The organism is Hyphomonas sp. (assembly GCF_046313975.1).
GTDB lineage: Bacteria > Pseudomonadota > Alphaproteobacteria > Caulobacterales > Hyphomonadaceae > Hyphomonas.
The window spans coordinates 71,169-88,594 of the sequence record NZ_JBKBXB010000001.1 but is presented as its reverse complement, the minus strand read 5'-3'; the positions used below and the strand labels follow the sequence as shown (position 1 = coordinate 88,594).

The following is a 17,426-nucleotide window of genomic DNA, read 5'->3' as shown; positions in this document are numbered from 1 at the left end:
CTAACCAAAACAGGGGGAACGGCGCATGCTTTCAGTGCTTGATCTGTTTCGTATCGGCATTGGCCCGTCCAGTTCTCACACGGTCGGGCCGATCAGGATTGGCGCGCGCTTCCTTGCCGACCTTTCACACGCCTCCTTACTCGGGAAAGTCGACCGGATTGAAGCCGAACTGCAGGGCTCACTGGCGCTCACCGGCGTCGGCCACGGTACGCCCAAAGCCGTGATGCTCGGCCTGTTGAATCTCGACCCTGAAACGCTTGACCCCGAAGATGCAGATCGCCGGGTCGGGGAACTGGAAGGCGCCAGGGTTCTTACACTGCCGGATGGTCGGCAGATCGGGTTCGATCCGTCTACGGATATCCGTTTTGCCTATGATGTGATCCCCAAACTTCATCCCAACGGAATCCGCCTGCGGGCGTTCGGCGGGCAAGGGGAGTTGCTGGCGGACAGTACCTGGTACTCGACCGGCGGCGGTTTCATTGCATCGCATCGCCAACTCGAACGCCCCGCACCCAGCGATATCGTTCCCGGCGGTTTGGAGGCCCGGTTCCCCTTCTACTCGGCAGCAGACCTGCTCGCCGTTTGTGAGCGTGAACAGCTCCATGTCGATGCCGTGATCATGGCAAACGAAGCGGCGAAGCGGACGCCGGCTGAAACGGACGCGGCACTCGACAGGATCGCTGGTGTGATGATGGCTTGCATCGATCGCGGTCTCAGCCGCACCGGCATCCTGCCGGGTGGGTTGAAAGTGCGCCGGCGCGCTCCGGAAATCTGGCAGAAGCTGCGGGACGCGCCGCCATCAAACGAACGGGAGCAGCTGTTCGACTGGCTGAATGTCTATGCGATGGCGGTGAATGAGGAGAATGCGGCAGGCGGCCAGGTCGTCACAGCGCCGACAAATGGCGCGGCGGGAATCATTCCGGCAGTGATTCGCTATTATTGCTGGGACGCGGAAGACCGTGAGACCCGCATCCGCCGCTTCCTGCTGACGGCGGGTGGCATCGGCCTGCTCTACAAGCAGCGCGCCTCGATCTCCGGCGCGGAGATGGGCTGCCAGGGCGAAGTCGGTGTGGCCTGCTCGATGGCGGCCGGCGGTCTCGCTGCGGTGTGGGGCGGCACGCCCCAGCAGGTGGCCAATGCCGCGGAAATCGCGATGGAGCACAATCTGGGCCTCACCTGCGACCCCGTAGGCGGGCTCGTGCAGATCCCCTGCATCGAACGAAATGCTATCGGCGCGGTTAAGGCTGCCAACGCGGCCCGCCTGGCGCTGCATTCGCTTGAGCAGACGAAGGTTACACTCGATCAGGTGATTGAGACGATGCGCCAGACGGGCATCGACATGTCCTCGAAATACAAGGAAACGAGCCAGGGTGGCCTGGCGGTCAATGTTGTCGAATGCTGACGATCAGTCAGAGGACAGCGCGCGCAGAACTTTCGCCATCGTCTCCAGCTTAGCAACCGAGCCTGTACGGTCGATCAGCGTGTGGCAACGGGCCCGGGCTTCATTTATGGGATCGCGCTTGTCCGGTGTTCCGGCTTCGGCATACTGGAACAGTTCGGCGATGGGCACGCGCAGAACACGGGCGACATTGGCAAGCATGCCGGCACTGAGGCGGTTGGTACCGGTCTCATACTTCTGCAGTTGCTGGTGGCTGATGCCGAGCTCTTGTCCAAGTTCCGATAAGGTGAAATTCTGAGACGTGCGAAGCTCCCTGATCTTCTCTCCGACCATCTGGTCGACCTTTGTGGGGGAGCGTGAACCGGCAATTCGCATGTCATCGATCATTTTTCTACCTTTTGGCATTTTTTTCTTGATCCCTCCACAATAAGTGGAAGGCAAGCGATTCAGTATTACAATTTTCGTTATGCGGCTCCGAAATGTACCAATGGCACTATTGTATCGCCATGACCAAGGTTCGGCTCAGTAGTCCCGTTTCCAACGTACGGACACGCGCGATTCACCCGTAGAGCTCGTCTCGGAAGAAACAGAGACCTGAGGACGCGGTTGCCATTCGACTTCCACGCTGTTGCCGGCCGCACCTTGTGTCGTCACCTCGAGGTAGACATCCGATGCGAGATACTGGCCGACACCCAGCTCGGTATTCCCCGCATCATCGACACCGAAACGAAGGCGGTCAATTCCGAGGCCTGCCTGAATAGCACCCAACGGGTCCAGCCCTCCGCCCTGTCCAGACAGGCGCGCAATGGAAGCCGCAAGTTCTGCTGCTTCGAGCGCCGTGAGGTCCACGGAGGATCGTCCGAACAACATCCGTGAAAGGATTTCATCCTGCGGAAGCGACGGCGTGCTTGACAACTCAATGGTTGGCCGTGTCGGCGCGCCGCCGACATCGACACGCACATTGAACCCATCGACTTGCCGGTTGGCGGCAATTGCCATGCGTGCAGTATCGAGCGGGCCATCGAAAGTGATCAAGCCGCTTTCGAATTCGAATGGCCGCTGCGCAAGTTCCAGCGAACCGCGCGCAAGAGTGGCGCGTCCGTTCAGCAGAATGTTGTCGGGAGTGCCCGTGAGCACGAGATTGACGCCCCAATCTGTTTCCAGTCCTCGCCCATGAAAGACAATTCCGCGAGGCGCCGAAACGTCCAGATTCATCCGGATGGGCTTGTCGAGCAGGGGATCGCGGCGGACTCCGTCTTCATCATCCGACCAGCGCACATTCAGCGTACGGATGGAGCTGCCCGAGAGATTGTCGATAGCGAAACGTGCATGGTCAACGGTAAGCTTGCCGCTGAGCAGCCGGTGATCAGAGAGCTCATCCAGCGTGGCGGTGCCGGAAACTCGGGCAATATCGCCGGCACGGTCATAGACAAGAAGCCGGTCGAGCTTGACTTCAATTCCGGCTTCACGCTCCGCAAGCCGCCCGTTGAATGTGGCTTTGCCGCCGCCGGGCCCGGAAGCGTTTCCGGTCACAGCCAGAAGGTCGTTCTCGATGCCGGCATCCAGGGTGATTGCCGTCAGACGAAGGCCCATAGCGCCATATTCGTAAAGGCCATCCTTTATGCGCGCCTCGCCGTTGACCACCGGCTTCTCGAGAGAGCCGGACAGATCAAACTGGCCGGTGACAGATCCGCCGATATCATGCCCATACGCAATCGCGACAAGGGCCAGCGCGTCAAGCTTGCCATCCAGATTGATCCGTCCACGCATGTCACCCGCGCGGTTGATCTGCACGATTTCATTGGTTGCCGTAATCACGGGTATCTGCGCAACAGCGTTCAGCTTCAGGTCAGGCCCGTAGGTCGCATCGCTCGTGAGGGACAGGCCGTTGCGATCCAGCACGCCATTCAGGCGCAGGTCGATTGACGCATCAATGCCCGAGACCGGGCTGCGGGCAACAAGTGCCAGTGTTCCGGCCGGTACTTCGCCAAACGGATTTCCGCTCGCCCGTCCTGAAACGACGGCGGAGATGGGCGGAAGTCCGAAGGCAGAGAGGACAGGCTCCATGTTGAGGTTGTCGATCGAGATGAGGTTGCTGCTTTCCTCAGTGTCCGGACGAAGCCTTGCCGCAATCCGGCCTCCGAGCGCCGATATGTCTGCATCCAGCGTGAAAGTCGGTTCAAGGGCCCAGGCGATATCGCGCCGCGAGGCGATTGCGATACCGAAAAGAGTGCCATCCAGCGACAGCGTTCCGGAGGTGCTGCCCTGGCCGGCAGAGAGCACTCCACCGAACCGGACATCACTGAGCTTGCCATCTTCCTGATCCACCAGCCGGCCGAATATGCGATAGCCTTCCGGCGTCGTTTCGATTGTTCCGGTGACCAGATCGACCGTGAAGTCGGATGTCAGCGCAATGTCCACGGCGCGGAATTCGCCGCCGATTGCAAAAGCCGCGTCGTCCCCGCGATTGCCTGCGCCTTTGAAACTCAGGCTGCCGAAAGACACACCGCCGAAACTCAGCGAGGCGGCCTGCGCGTCCACATCCAGGTCCAGAGCTCCGTCATCCGCGATCTCCGCAGCGCCCGAGATCACGATATCCGCGAGCTTGCCCTTGAGATTTTCCAGGCGGGTCATTCCCGGCCGGCGGTCAAGGTAGAACGACGCTGATGCGGGTTGACGGTTCGATATGCCGGAGAGACTGACGGGTCCAAAGACGGACCCGCCCAGGAATTTCACGTTCACCTGGCTGGCAAGATTTGAAACCTGCCGTCCGCTGACGAGCGCGCTGCCGCCAGATGATGTGCCGTTTATGCGCAGGCCATCGTCTTCGGGTGCAATGCGCAGGTTCACAGTGTTGAGGTCGATCACATTGCCGGAGATCTCGAGCGGAACCCTCTGATCGCCGGCGAGATTGAGATCCGGAGCGCCAGGCCCGTACAGGGCGCCTGTCAATTGCCCTTCAAAGCCCGTGAGGCGCACATCAAGACGTTGGATCGATCCGCGCTCAGGACGGATTTTAACAATTCCCCTGACCGTACCGGGCCCATCGACAAGTGGTTTCAGCGCGTCCGTTCCGATCGACAGTGCAGCAAGGTTCAGGTTTACGCCCAGCTCAAGATCATCATAGGCGCCTTTGAGCTGTACGAACCCATTGGCATTCCCCGTTACGCCCCCGGGAAGGGCAGACAGGGCCTGCGAAATCCGGCCCGAAAAATTCAGGGTACGGTCGGAAATGCCCGTCTCGCCAAGCAGCTGAGCTGTGCCGGACTTGTGAGCTAGTTCCGCCGCATTGACGACGAGCCGCCTTGAGGCAAGGTCATACACGCCGTTTCCGGTCAAGCGGACCTCGTCACCGAGTGCGGTAGACAGCGTCCCATTGTCCGCAAACGGACGAACGATGATCACATCTGCAGAAAACGGAATACGCCCGTCTTCATATGACGCCTCGACTGGTCCGCGGACGCTGGCAAATGGAACGTTCGAGTCCGCAGTAAAATCCATTTGCGCCTCGCCGGCATAGCGATAGCTGCCCTTTTCCTGCGTGACCCGGCCATCAAGGACCAAGCCGCTCGCGCCGTCCCAGAAGGGCTCTAGAGTGGATAGGTTGGCCTGCAGCTGAGCAGGCTCCGACAGTGTGACCCGGCCGGGCGGCGTCTTACCCGTCAGCTTCGCCGTTCCGGCCGAAAACCGTGTGTCCAGCGTGAAGTCCGTCGCCCGGTTGCCAAGGACGGCGACAAGATCGGCCTCAGCTTCCGGACCCAGGAAAGCTCTGAGGTCAGCCGGTATCGGAAGAACGTAGGCATCCAGGCGCAGTCCTGCCTCCAGCCGTTTGTCCTCGATCTTGGCGGAGAGGAAGGCCTTGTTTGCTCCATCAATCGCCAGCGTGGCTTCAGCCAGGCCCTCGGATAGATCTCCCGCGCCGGATGTGGTCAGAATGGCGGACGCACCTTCCGGCAATTTCAGGAGGTGCGCGAAAGTTCCGCCCGCAGGGGCTGTGGCTTCCGCGTTGATATCAAATGCACCGTGGCGATCCCGCAGGATGCGCGCATCGATACGGTCGCCGGCACCTTCGAGGGGTATAAGCGACAATTCGGTTTCGAAAGTACCATTCTGATCGTTGATGAAGCGCGCGGAAACCGAGTAGGCCGCTTGCGGACCGGCGACACCGTCTGTCAGTGTCAGCCGGCTGATGGCGCCGCGTTCAAGTTTGACCGCCCAGCCGCCGCCTTCGGATTTCGGCTGTTCCTGGCGCACAGGCAGGCGCAGAATGTTGATCTCGCCGATGCCGACTGTCTCCAGATCAACTTTCCGCGACAGGAGCCCCAGCGGAGACCATCGCATCCGGATATCGGAGGCGTTGACCCAGACGCCGGTCGCATCTCGGATTTCCAAGGACCCGAGTGTAAACTCCGTGAGCGGATCACCTTCCAGCTTGCGCACACTTAGGCGGCCATAGCCGGCTACCTCCCGGCCATCGATCTGCGAGACCACAAAGTCCCGCCCCGAATCCGTTGCGATCCACCAGCGCGCAGTCAGCACAATCAGTCCGAGAAACAGAACGATCAGTCCGATCGCGGAACTGACAGGCCGTCTCCGGAGGAACGAAACGATGCTTGCGAGTGCGGCCATTAGAAGGCCTGCCCGATGGATATGTAGACCTGCACCGGGCTGTCGCCGTCGCGCGGGTCGAGCGGTGTCGCGATGTCAAAGCGGATTGGTCCGAAGCCCGGATAGTAACGCACGCCGAAGCCTATGGCGGCCCCGGCTTCCGAAAACAGCGTACCCGCATCATCTGCGGCGCCGCCATAGTCCACAAACGCCGCATAGCCGAAGCGCTCCGAGGCACGCCAGCGCAGCTCCGCCGATGTAGCGAAGAGATTTCGGCCGCCCTGCAGATTGCCAAATACATCGGTGGGCGAAAGACTCTGATAATCATACCCGCGCACCGTTCCGCCGCCGCCGGCAAAGAACAACTTGTCAGGTGGAACCGCATTTGAGCCGGCAAAGGCGCCATATTCGGCGCGCACGGCGGCCACAAGGTTGTCGGAGATGGCGCGATAGGTCGAGCCCGAAAGGTGTATGCGTGTGTAGCCAGGGGTCGCGTCTCCGAAGGCGACGCCCGATTCAACGCCCCCGAACAGGCGCAGCCCCGATTGCGGGTCCAGCGGATCGCCAACATCCGTGTACGTCAGTCCGACGGGGAAGGCGAGCGTGACGAGTTCCCGTTCAATGCCGCCGACAATCTTCGCCCGCTGATCAATCGTCTTCGTCGCGTCCAGCTCTGCACCAACGGACAGGCGCAGCTGGCGGCTGAAAGGTTGCGACAGGCTGGCACCAAGTTTGGCGCCTTCCAGATCATAAGCATCCGTCTCTTCCGCGCGAACTCCCGCTTCAAGCCCCAGCGTGCGCCCAAAGCGGCCGATGTTCGGCAACTCGTACGTCGCCGTCAGATCTCGCGCCAGCGTGGCCACATTGGTGCTGATCCGGAACCTGTCTGCCCGTCCGGTGAGATTGCGCCGCTCCCAGTAGGCATTAACACCAATACCCTCTGTTGTGGACGCATTGAAGCCCGCGCCGATCGTGCGTGGTTTTCCTTCTACCAGGGTCGCCGTCACCGTATGCAGCCCATCTGCGCCTGGTGATTCTGCGACGGCAACGCCGATGCCATCATACAGTCCTGTAGAGCGCAGCCGTGTGCGCAGCCGGTCAATCACGCCCGGTGTGTAAAGGTCGCCGTCGCGCCACGTCTTCAGTGTGCGGATCATATCGGCGTTGCGGCCAACCGCTTCCGGAGCCTCCAGCGCTCCCAGCCGTACCTGCGGGCCGGGCATCAGCAGGAATGTCAGCTCCACATTCGCGTCCTCGCGCGAGGCGAGCACATCAATGCCCTGGCTGCGCGCAAACGCGTGGCCACTGCGGCGCAGCTGCTGGACAAGGAGGTCGTCGATGCGTTCGATGGTGTCGGTGCGGGCAATCGCCCCGGGCGGCAGGTCCGCGAGGATCAGGTCCAATTTCTGCGCAACTTCGGGCTCAATCGCGTCACGGCCTTCAAATACGAGGGACGCTACCGTGAACACGCGTCCCGGGCGGGCCCGCAAAACGGGCTGGTCGGACAGGGTGTCGACCCGGGAAGGCTCCACTTCCGCAGCCAGATAGCCTTCCGAGGAAAGGTAATCCCTGAGCAGCAGGGCGGATCCGTTCAACCGGTTGCGCACCTCGAGCACACTCCGGGGCGGCTCCTCCGCAACCTGGACCAGCTCAGCGGCCTTCGCTCGCAATTCCGGCGGCACGCCCTGCACATCGGCCCGCGCCGTCTTCTCAGGCTCCCGTGTCAGCGTCGACTGGAAATCCGGCAGCAGGCTGCAAGCAGACACCGACACCAGCAGCGCCGCCCCGGCCAAAGGCCGGGCGATCGTCCACAAGGGGGCCGTTACCACCGGTTTCATCTGTTACTCAGCATTCTGCAGGCAGATTGTTGCAATATTTGGCCCACAGGTAAGGCAGGAACCATAACGTTCGCTTGATAAGTGTAACCGTAATGAAGTCTGGTTAACGCCAATTGCGCTACCGGGCCGGGCCCTCCTATAAGTCCGCCCGGCAACCCGGGATTCGTCTGTATGATGTACGTTTTTGTAATCTGTGGCCTGCTTCTGCTGTTCATTGGCGGGGAGGCACTGGTGCGCGGCTCAGTCAGCGTGGCTCGCAAACTGAACATTTCCGAGCTTGTAATCGGCCTCACCCTGGTCGGATTTGGCACATCAGTGCCTGAACTGGTCACCAGTCTTCAGGCCATTGAACGCGGCGCGGTCGGCATTTCCGTCGGCAATGTCGTCGGCTCGAACATCGCGAATATCCTGCTGGTCCTTGCCCTGGCCGCGCTGATTTCGCCTATCCTGGTGAACCCGCAGGCGTTGCGCCGTGATGGCAGCATCATGATCGCCGTCACGCTGATTCTCTGCGCCATGATGTGGTTCGACCTGTTCAGCCGGATTGCCGGTTTCGGCCTTGTCGGACTGCTGATCGCCTATCTAGCTTTCTCCCTGATGGCCGACTCCAAGCCGGACAGTGCCGCGGGTGAAATGCACCGCGCCGAAGGAGAGATCGTCGAAACCCAGTTCGGTCTGGTCACGGGCATCCTGATTGCCGTCGCCGGACTTGCCGGTGTGGTCGCCGGTGCGAACCTGCTGGTGACGGGCTCTGTCTCGATCGCGCGCTCGTTCGGCATCAGCGAAACCGTCATTGGCCTGACCATCGTTGCGGTCGGCACCAGCCTTCCTGAGCTTGCCACATCCGTCATCGCTGCCATCCGCAAGCGTGCCGACGTGGCGATTGGCAACATCATCGGATCCAACATCTTCAACATTCTCGGCATCCTGGGCATCACGGCGCTCGTGCATCCCTTCAGCATCCGCGGAGACATCTCCACCGATGCGCTCGCCGGCGGTGAGCCCGTAAGCATCATTTCGTCAATTGATGCAGGCGCGCTTGTCCTGTCGGCCGGGTTGCTGATCCTCTTTGCCTTTACCGGCAAGCGCATCTCGCGCTGGGAGGGAGGGGTGCTGCTTCTTGGGTATATGATCTATATGGGCCTGACCTTTGATCTTATTCCGAAAATAGGTCTCCTTCCGAATGTCTGATCCCGCAAACTACAAAGGCCTGGGCCAGCTTGGCCAGCCGAGCGCCATCCCGGCATCGCCGGAAGAGGCTGTGCTGGAGCGCGTGCCGAACCCGCACGCGGATACGCTCTATCTCACCCGGTTCGTCGCGCCGGAGTTCACTTCGCTCTGCCCGGTCACAGGCCAGCCGGATTTTGCGCACCTAGTTATCGACTATGCGCCCGCCGACTGGCTCGTGGAATCCAAGAGCCTGAAGCTCTATCTCACCAGTTTCCGTAACCACGGCGCCTTCCACGAAGACTGCACGGTTTCCATCGGAAAGCGCGTCCATGCGTTCACGGCCGCGAGGTGGCTGCGTATCTCGGGCTACTGGTATCCGCGCGGCGGCATTCCGATTGACGTCTTCTGGCAATCCGGCGCCGTGCCCGACGGTCTCTACGTTCCCGAAACCGGCGTCGCGCCGTATCGTGGCCGGGGCTAGGCTTTCCAGCGTGTCGTGCGCGTGGCAGCGTCTGCCCGCGCGCGCTCGGGCGAGGGCATTTTCGATGTGCCGAGATAGATAAACCCGGCCACGCGTTCCTTGTCCTTCAGTTCGAGCAGGGCGCCGGCATCGCTGTCGAACGCTGGCCATTCTGTCAGCCAGACACCTGCCCATCCGCTCGCGTTCGCCGCGAGCAGAAGGTTGTGGCAGACAGCTCCTGCAGAAAGCTCCTGCTCCCATACCGGCGTGCGGCCATCTTCAACGGGGCATGATACAACGGCCACGACGACTGGCGCGCGCCGGAACGCGTTGCGCGCATCCTCGATCTCGGTCGCAGGCTTTCCGCGCCGCTCCAGAATGCCGGCAAGAGCGTCGCCGAAGGACGCCCGCGCCTCACCTTCAAACACGATAAACCGCCATGGACCCAGTTTGCGATGATCCGGAACCCGCGCCGCAACTGTCAGCAGTTCATCCAGCTCTGCCGGGGAGGGGCCCGGTTCGCCAAGGAAAAGTTTGTTCGCGGAGCGGCGCAGGGCCAGCAAACTCCGGGCATCGGCACTCGGGCGGGCGCCGGCGAGCGGCTGGTTGAATTCGGGGACAGGGGGGAAGCGGCGTGTCATTCGTTCCGCTTAGCGGGCGGCGGGCGCCGGGAGAAGGCGATTTATTTTCTTCAGCGCCTTGCCGTGCTGGTTGAGCCGATCTATCTGCAAAGTGAACAGTGTTCACTTTTTAAACGGCTCTCGGGAGCGAAGCGTGTCTGAGCAGTTGGATCTCGACCATTCGCCGGCAGAGCGGCGGCGTCTGCGCGTCCGCGGGGCCATCCTCGAAGCCGCCGAACGCGTGTTCGCAACCGAGGGCGAGGCCGGCCTCTCGATCCGCCGCTTGGCGGGCGCAATCGATTATTCACCATCGGCGATCTACAAATATTTCGGGTCCAAGGAAGAGCTTATCGATGAGCTGAAGGAAGCGTTCTTCAGCCGTCTGATGTCCAGCATGGATCAAGCGGCGTTTCAGGCCATGCCGTTTGAACAACGCATAAGGCGCTGCTTCATGAACTATATCGAAGTCGCCACCGAACGCCCGCACCATTACCTCGCAGCATTCTCCACCAGTGCTGCGGACGCGCCGGCCGCAGACCGCGGCGACTGGGAAGCCTTTCAGAAGACAGAGAAAGGCAAGGCCTTCGGAACCGTCATAGCCATCGTCGAGGAAGGCCAGCAGCGCGGACAGTTCGATCCGGCGCTGGACTCAGTCCACGCCGCACGCTCGCTGTGGGCCTCCATGCATGGGCTCGCCCAGCTTCTTATCAGCGTCCCGAACTTCGGGGAAGGCATCCCCACCCGTGCCGCAAAATTGAACAACCATGAGTTTACAGCTTTCCATGTAGACCTGATGATCCGCAGTCTGCAAACGCCCCTCCCTGCTTCGGGCACCAACGAGACGCAACATGTCTGACAGCCACTACTCCGAATCCGAACTGACCCGGGACGTCCGGCCCACCTGGTTCAAGGGCCTTGTGTTCCTCCTGATCCTTGGCCTGGTGGCGGGTGGATTGGTCTTTGGCGCCTTCATCATGCGCAGCAAGGAAGGTCCAAAAGTTGCCGTCGCCACGCCGGAACCGCTGACCGTCGAAGTCGCGGACATTGAAGTCGCCACCACATTCGAGCTCGAGGAAGGCTATGCCGGCCTCGCGACTGCCGCGCGCACCAGCCAGCTTGGTTTCTCCACTGGCGGGCGGATCGAGGCGATCAGTGTCCGCGTCGGCGACCGGGTCAAGACCGGTGCTACGCTCGCCAGGCTCGACACCCGCGCGCTTGGCGCACAGCTCGCTTCCTCGAACGCTGTCGTCGAAGAAGCCCGCGCCGCCCACCGGCTGGCGCTCGATACCGTTGAGCGTCAGCGCACTTTGCTGAAGCAAGGCCACGTTTCCACCCAGCGCGTCGACGAAGCCGAGGCGCAGGCCGCGACCGCGGCCGCCCGCATCGAAGCGGCGCGCGCCCAGGCCGACACCCTCCGTGTACAGATCGACCTTGCCCGTATCACAGCGCCCTATGACGGTGTCATCACCGGGCGCTTCGCGGATGAGGGCGCCATCGCCGGCCCGGGCCAGCCCATTCTGGAAGTGGTCGAAACCGGAAAGCTCGAGGCGCGCATCGGCGTTCCCGCCGCAACCGCCGCCGCACTGGAAGCCGGCAAGGAGTACATGCTGCAGTCCGACGCTGGCCCAGTTCCGGCGACCCTGCGGAACGTCACGGGTGTCGTCAGCCCGTCGCAGCGCACCGTCGCCGCCGTGTTCGACTTTGCCGAGGCGGACGCCGTCCCTTCGGGCAGCGTCGTGCGCCTGAACCTGCCGCGCACCATCGAGGAGGGCGGCTTCTGGGTACCCCTCAAGTCGCTCACCAGCGCGTCCCGTGGCCTTTGGACTGTCTATGCCGCAGTTTCGGACGGTAATGGCACCCGCGCCGAGGCACGCCTTGTCGAAATGATCCATTCTTCCGGTGACCGCGCCTATGTGCGCGGCCCGATGAAACCAAAAGACCGGGTGATTGTGGACGGCCTGCACCGCATCACGCCGGGCGTGCCGGTAAAGCCCATCGACTCGCAGCGCGCCGCTGCCGAGACTGACGGCTAGGAGCGTCCCGCGTGAACCTGCGCACGCTCTTCTTCCGCCTTCCGCGCCTCACCGTTCTGGCGGTGCTGGTGATTCTGCTCGGCGGCGCAGGGGCCTTCTTCTCGCTTGGCCGTCAGGAAGACCCGACGCTGATCGAACGCTTCGGCATGGTCGTCGTCACCCTGCCGGGCGCAGATGCCGAGCGGATGGAAGCGCTTATCGCACAGCCGCTTGAGGCGGCCCTGATGGAGCTTCCGGAAATGGAGCAGGTCGAGGCGCATTCGCGCAGCGGCGTGGTTCAGGTCCGCATCAATCTGCGCGAAGACCTGTCTTCAGCAGAGATCGACGACGCCTGGACGCTCGTGCGTGAACAGGTGGCGAAGGCTGAGCAATCCTTTCCTTCAGGCGCCTCTGCACCTGACATCACCCGGCTGTTTGTCGGCGCCAGCACCATGGTCGTCTCCCTCACATGGGAAGGGCAGGGCGACCCACCCCTTGCCGTCATGCGCCGCCTGGCGCTCGATCTCCAAGACACTTTTCAGCGCCAGCGGGGCACCGAGCTGACAGAAACCTTTGGCATGCCGGTCGAGGAAGTCCGCGTCATTGCTGACAATGACGCGCTGTCTGCTGCCGGCATGAGCATTTCAGCCGCCGCGAACGCCATTGCCGGCGCAGATTCCAAAGCCCCCGCAGGCCGGTTGCGCACTGGCGGCGGCACGCTGGGCGTTGAAGTCGGCGGCGAACTCGACAGCATCGCGCGCGTGCGCTCCGTGCCGCTGGTTCAGGGAACCGGCGGTTCTGTCATCCGCGTCGGCGATGTTGCCACTGTTATCAAGGGCTATCAGGACCCGCCCACGCGCATGGCGCTGGAGAACAACAAGCGCGCCGTTCTCGTCGCGGCCTACATCACGCCGAATGAGCGCGTCGATCTGTGGGCCGCCTCCGCGCACAAGGCCCTGGCGGAATTCGAGCAGCGGGTGCCACCCGGCATCAAGATGGAACTGGTCTTCGACCAGAGCCGTTACACGATCGACCGCCTCTCGGGCCTCGCGCAGAACCTGCTCTTCTCGGCGCTGATCGTCTTTGCCGTTCTGTTCTTCACGATGGGATGGCGCTCAGCGCTCGTTGTCGGCACCGCCATGCCGCTCACCGTCGCGCTCGTCCTGATCCTGTTCCAGGTCTACGGCCACCCGCTGCACCAGATGTCCGTCACGGGCCTCGTCATCTCGCTCGGCCTGCTCATCGACAATGCCATCGTCGTCGTCGATGACGTGGATCAATGGCGGGCGCGCGGCTTCTCGCGCCTCGAAGCCATAGATCGCAGCCTCGAACGCCTGTTTGCCCCGCTCGCGGCCTCAACCCTGACGACCGCGCTTGCCTTCGCCCCGATTGCCTTGCTGCCCGGCTCCGCAGGAGAGTTCGTCGGCATGATCGGCGTCTCTGTCATCTTCTCTATTGTCGCCTCCTTCGTCCTGTCCATCACGATCGTTCCCGCCTTCGCCGGCTGGTTCGACCGCACACGCAGCTGGGAAAAGGGAGAGGCCCGCCGCTCGCGCCGCTGGTGGCGTGACGGTGTCTCCATTGATTTCATCTCGGACGGCTACCGCGCCACGATCGAAGCGGTTATCCGGTTCCCGCCGCTCGGCATTCTCGTCTGCGTCGTTCCGGCCTTTTTCGGCCTCTATGTGCTGACACAGCTTCCGCAGCAATTCTTTCCGCCTACGGAACGTGACCAGTTCCAGCTGACGCTCGGCCTGACATCCGAATCCGATCTCGCCGATACCGAGGCTATAACCCGGCGCGCGACCGACCTGATCATGAAGAATGAAGGCGTAAAGTCTGTCACCTGGGTGCTCGGCGAGCCCGCGCCGCGCGTCTACTACAATGCCATTAACAACACGCAGGGCGTCGAAGGTTTCGCGTCAGGCTGGGTCCAGCTCGATGGAAACCAGCGCACCCGCCAGATCGTCGACGACGTGCAGCGCCAGCTGCGCGCGGAGTTTCCCGGCGCGCGGTTCCTTGCCTTGCCCTTCGAGCAGGGCCCGCCTGCCGATGCGCCCATCGAACTCGTGCTGCGCGGGCCTGACCTTGAAGTCCTGAACCGGCTCGGTGAGGAAGTCCGCGCGGTCCTGATCCAGACGCCGGGTGTCACCTATACGCTGTCCTCGCTCGAACTCGGCTCGCCAACCCTGCGTCTCAAGGCTGACGAGTCTGCCACCAGTCTCGCCGGCAGCGGCCTGGTGGAACTAGCCGCGAACATCAACTCCGAACTCGAAGGCGTCCGCGCCGGCTCTGTCCTCGAGGGCACGGAAGAACTCCCGGTACGGATCATTGCCTCTGATACCCGCCGCACGACACTCGGCTCGCTTCAGGGCAAGACCATCGGCGCGACGCCGGGCGATGCCGGCACACCGCTTGCGGCTCTTGGCGAAATGGAACTTACTCCGAAAACCGGCATCATTTCCCGGCGCGACGGCCTTCGCACCAACCAGGTCCTCGCCTATCTGGACCCTTACACACTGCCGGCCCCCAGCCTTGCCGCTTTCCAGGAAAAGCTTGCCGCGTCCGGTTTCTCGATTCCGCCCGGCTATGACATGCTCATCGGCGGGGAAGCCGAAAACTCCGGTGAGGCTGTGGGCAACCTCGCCGCAGTCGGCATACCGCTGCTGCTCGTCATGGGCGGGGCCATCATGCTTGTCTTCAACTCCTTCCGCATGATGTTGCTGATTGTCACTGCCGGCATCCTGTCGGTGTTCTTCGCGTTCATCGGCGTATGGCTCTTCAACCTGCCTTTCGGATTCAATGCCATCATCGGCAGCCTCGGCCTCTTCGGCATCGCCATCAATGGCACCATTGTGGTGCTCTCGCTTTTGCGCGGCAGTGATGCAGCGATGGCGGATGATGTCATCGCCCAGCGCGAAGTTGTCATGGATGCAACGCGGCACATTATTGCGACGACGCTGACCACAATGGGCGGTTTCGTCCCGATCCTGTTGTCCGGCGATGCCTTCTGGCTGCCGCTGGCCGCAGGCATCGCGGGCGGGGTGGCCGGCTCGGCACTGCTGGCGCTTTATTTCACGCCAGCCGTCTTCCGCCTCTACACAATGAAACCCTTCCAGCGCCTGCTTGGCCGACATCCCCGTCAGCCTCTTGCCGCCGAGTAGTCCTGCCATGACAATTGAAATCTCCCGCCAGAGGCGCCATCTGCCTGAAAACGGGAAACTCCGGAGACGATCATGATCGACAATCCCGATATCGGCGCCCCGGCGCCCGCCTGGAAACGTCTCCGCTTCGAGGCGACCGCGGCAGCGGCAGACGAGCCCTCGCTGGCGAGTTATCTCAACGCGTCGGTCCTCAGCCATGCAACGCTGGGCGAGGCCTTGTCCTATCATCTCGCTGAGAAGCTCTCGAGCCCGGCCATGGCGCCCCAGCTGATCCGCCATGTCATCATCGGCATCTACGATTCGGCGCCGGACCTTGTCCGAATTGCCGAGGCCGACATGCATGCCGTGCTGGAGCGCGATCCTGCCGCTCGCGGCATGCTGCAACCCTTCCTCTTCTTCAAAGGCTTCCTGGCACTGCAGACGCACCGCGTTGCTCATGCCCTCTGGCGGCAGGGCCGCGAGACGCTGGCTTTCCACTTCCAGAGCCGCGCATCCGAACTTTTCGATGTGGACATCCACCCCGCCGCCCGTATCGGTGAAGGCGTGATGCTCGACCACGCTTCCGGCATCACGATCGGTGAGACCGCCGTGGTTGGAGATGGCTGCTCACTTCTGCACGGCGTTACGCTCGGCGGCACGGGCAAGGAAGTCGGCGACCGCCACCCGAAGATCGGGAAGGGGGTGCTGCTCTCCGTCGGCGCGAAGATCCTTGGTAACATTACTGTGGGCGACGAAGCCAAGGTCGCTGCCGGCAGCGTCGTGCTGAAGGACGTGCCCGCGCGCTGCACAGTTGCCGGCGTCCCGGCGAAGATTGTCGGCGGTCCCGTCTGCTGCCAACCGGCAGAAACGATGGACCAGGGCATCCCAGACCAGACCACCTCATCCTGAGCCACTAGCAGCATCGCACTTTGCGCGGCGCATCAAAGCGACTAATCTGCTTCGCAGATTGATTTGATTTGGAAAATGACAAGATGAACAAGGAAGAAACTCTGCGGCTCGAGGCCTACCTCAAGGAAAAGCTGCATCCCGGCCTGCGCCTCCTGGCGCGCGACAAGGTAAACGATTCCGTCGAGGTCTATCTCGGTGCCGAGTTCCTGGCAGTCGTCTACAAGGATGAAGACGAGGGCGAGACCTCCTACCAGTTCACCATGACGGTTCTCAAGGAAGACATCATGGGCGGTTGAGGGCTATTTGCTCTCGCGCCATGCGGCGCGCGCCAGCCTGTCATTGATCGCTTCGCCAAGCCCCTCCTGCGGGATCGGGGCGACCGCGATGCGATCAAACCGCTCATCCAGCGCCCGCAGCATCGCGAATAGTTTCGTTGCGGCCTCTGCAAGATCGCCCGTGGGCGACAGGTTGAGCCCGCCTTCGCTAGCCGGGCCGAACCCCAGATAGCCTTCACCATCCTCCCGCGCCGCCGCATTCAGCCGCAAGCGCGCTTTCGGCGCGTAATGGGATTTCATCTGCCCAGGCGCATTGATGCTACCATGATCCGTATACGCACGGACCTTCACGCCCAGCTTCGCCTCAATCTCCTCGCGCGCAATTCCACCGGGCCGCAGCAGCACGGGCTGCTCGCCGTCAAAGCCAAGGATCGTCGACTCCATGCCCACCCGGCACGGCCCGCCATCCACGATCAGGTCGATCACGCTGCCAAGATCGATCAGCACATGATCCGCCCGCGTCGGGCTGACATGCCCGGACTTGTTCGCCGACGGCGCAACAACGGGCCGCCCCAGCACCGTAATCAACGCCTGCGCCGCTTTGTTGTCCGGCCAGCGCAGCCCGACTGTATCCAGTCCGGACCGCGCCAGATCGCACACCCGCGTCTCGGGCCTCACTGGCAAAACCAGTGTCAGCGGCCCCGGCCAGAACGCCTCAGCGCACTTGCGTGCCAACGGCGTGAACACTGCCTCCGCTTCCGCCATTTCGCGCGATGCCACATGTGCAATCAGCGGATTGAACTGCGGCCGCCCTTTTGCGGCATAGAGCCGGGCAACAGCGTCTGCATTGCTCGCATCTGCCGCCAGCCCGTACACCGTCTCCGTAGGAATCGCGACCAGTCCGCCCTCGCCGAGAATTTCAACGGCGAGGGCAATGGTCTCTGGAAGAATGGGAACAACCGGCGCAATCATCCGGGCGCCTTAGCATCCGC

Annotated in this window: 14 protein-coding genes; 9 read left to right on the top strand and 5 right to left on the bottom strand. The window is 62.4% G+C overall.

Annotated features, from left to right (window positions below):
• Positions 1–25: 25 nt before the first annotated feature.
• Positions 26–1,402: an L-serine ammonia-lyase gene (locus ACK4TE_RS00370; protein ID WP_409909471.1), complete on the top strand. Its 1,377-nt coding sequence runs from the start codon at positions 26–28 to the stop codon at positions 1,400–1,402.
• A gap of 3 nt (positions 1,403–1,405) precedes the next feature.
• Here ACK4TE_RS00370 and ACK4TE_RS00365 read toward each other — a convergent pair whose 3' ends face one another.
• From ACK4TE_RS00365 to ACK4TE_RS00355, 3 genes are all read right to left on the bottom strand, one after another.
• Complete coding sequence (locus ACK4TE_RS00365) at positions 1,406–1,786, bottom strand: helix-turn-helix domain-containing protein (RefSeq protein ID WP_409909470.1); 381 nt, start codon at positions 1,784–1,786, stop codon at positions 1,406–1,408.
• Between the two features lie 135 nt (positions 1,787–1,921).
• Positions 1,922–6,028 (bottom strand): translocation/assembly module TamB domain-containing protein, encoded by a 4,107-nt coding sequence (locus ACK4TE_RS00360; protein WP_409909469.1) that lies wholly within the window; start codon positions 6,026–6,028, stop codon positions 1,922–1,924.
• Positions 6,028–7,845, bottom strand: a complete 1,818-nt coding sequence (locus tag ACK4TE_RS00355; RefSeq protein ID WP_409909468.1) for an autotransporter assembly complex protein TamA — start codon at positions 7,843–7,845, stop codon at positions 6,028–6,030. The genes ACK4TE_RS00360 and ACK4TE_RS00355 overlap by 1 nt, the downstream gene beginning before the upstream one ends.
• A gap of 171 nt (positions 7,846–8,016) precedes the next feature.
• Here ACK4TE_RS00355 and ACK4TE_RS00350 point away from each other — a divergent pair, with 171 nt between their 5' ends.
• Entirely contained in the window at positions 8,017–9,036 is a 1,020-nt protein-coding gene (locus tag ACK4TE_RS00350; protein WP_409909467.1) for a calcium/sodium antiporter, read from the top strand.
• A complete protein-coding gene (gene queF, locus ACK4TE_RS00345; RefSeq protein ID WP_409909466.1) occupies positions 9,029–9,496 on the top strand; it encodes a preQ(1) synthase in 468 nt (155 codons plus the stop codon). Before ACK4TE_RS00350 ends, queF begins: the two co-directional genes overlap by 8 nt.
• Here queF and ACK4TE_RS00340 read toward each other — a convergent pair.
• A complete protein-coding gene (locus tag ACK4TE_RS00340) occupies positions 9,493–10,038 on the bottom strand; it encodes a nitroreductase (RefSeq protein ID WP_409909573.1) in 546 nt (181 codons plus the stop codon). The genes queF and ACK4TE_RS00340 overlap by 4 nt on opposite strands.
• On the opposite strand from ACK4TE_RS00340, the gene ACK4TE_RS00335 reads away from it, so the two are divergent.
• The 6 genes from ACK4TE_RS00335 to ACK4TE_RS00310 all read left to right on the top strand — a co-directional run bounded on the left by ACK4TE_RS00335 (position 9,931) and on the right by ACK4TE_RS00310 (position 16,455).
• The gene (locus tag ACK4TE_RS00335) at positions 9,931–10,257 is read left to right on the top strand and encodes a hypothetical protein (RefSeq protein ID WP_409909575.1); all 327 of its coding nucleotides are present in this window, start codon (positions 9,931–9,933) and stop codon (positions 10,255–10,257) included. The two genes, ACK4TE_RS00340 and ACK4TE_RS00335, sit on opposite strands and share 108 nt — an antisense overlap.
• Positions 10,250–10,951: a TetR/AcrR family transcriptional regulator gene (locus tag ACK4TE_RS00330; RefSeq protein WP_409909465.1), complete on the top strand. Its 702-nt coding sequence runs from the start codon at positions 10,250–10,252 to the stop codon at positions 10,949–10,951. Before ACK4TE_RS00335 ends, ACK4TE_RS00330 begins: the two co-directional genes overlap by 8 nt.
• Positions 10,944–12,128 (top strand): efflux RND transporter periplasmic adaptor subunit, encoded by a 1,185-nt coding sequence (locus ACK4TE_RS00325; RefSeq protein ID WP_409909464.1) that lies wholly within the window; start codon positions 10,944–10,946, stop codon positions 12,126–12,128. Before ACK4TE_RS00330 ends, ACK4TE_RS00325 begins: the two co-directional genes overlap by 8 nt.
• Before the next feature lie 11 nt (positions 12,129–12,139).
• Complete coding sequence (locus tag ACK4TE_RS00320) at positions 12,140–15,271, top strand: efflux RND transporter permease subunit (RefSeq protein ID WP_409909463.1); 3,132 nt, start codon at positions 12,140–12,142, stop codon at positions 15,269–15,271.
• Positions 15,272–15,343: 72 nt separating this feature from the next.
• Positions 15,344–16,159, top strand: a complete 816-nt coding sequence (gene cysE / locus ACK4TE_RS00315; RefSeq protein WP_409909462.1) for a serine O-acetyltransferase — start codon at positions 15,344–15,346, stop codon at positions 16,157–16,159.
• 83 nt (positions 16,160–16,242) lie between these two features.
• The gene (locus tag ACK4TE_RS00310; protein WP_409909461.1) at positions 16,243–16,455 is read left to right on the top strand and encodes a DUF3126 family protein; all 213 of its coding nucleotides are present in this window, start codon (positions 16,243–16,245) and stop codon (positions 16,453–16,455) included.
• Between the two features lie 3 nt (positions 16,456–16,458).
• Here ACK4TE_RS00310 and ACK4TE_RS00305 read toward each other — a convergent pair whose 3' ends face one another.
• Positions 16,459–17,406 carry an L-threonylcarbamoyladenylate synthase gene (locus ACK4TE_RS00305; RefSeq protein ID WP_409909460.1) on the bottom strand — a complete coding sequence of 316 codons (948 nt, stop codon included), beginning with the start codon at positions 17,404–17,406 and terminating at the stop codon, positions 16,459–16,461.
• Positions 17,407–17,426: the final 20 nt, after the last annotated feature.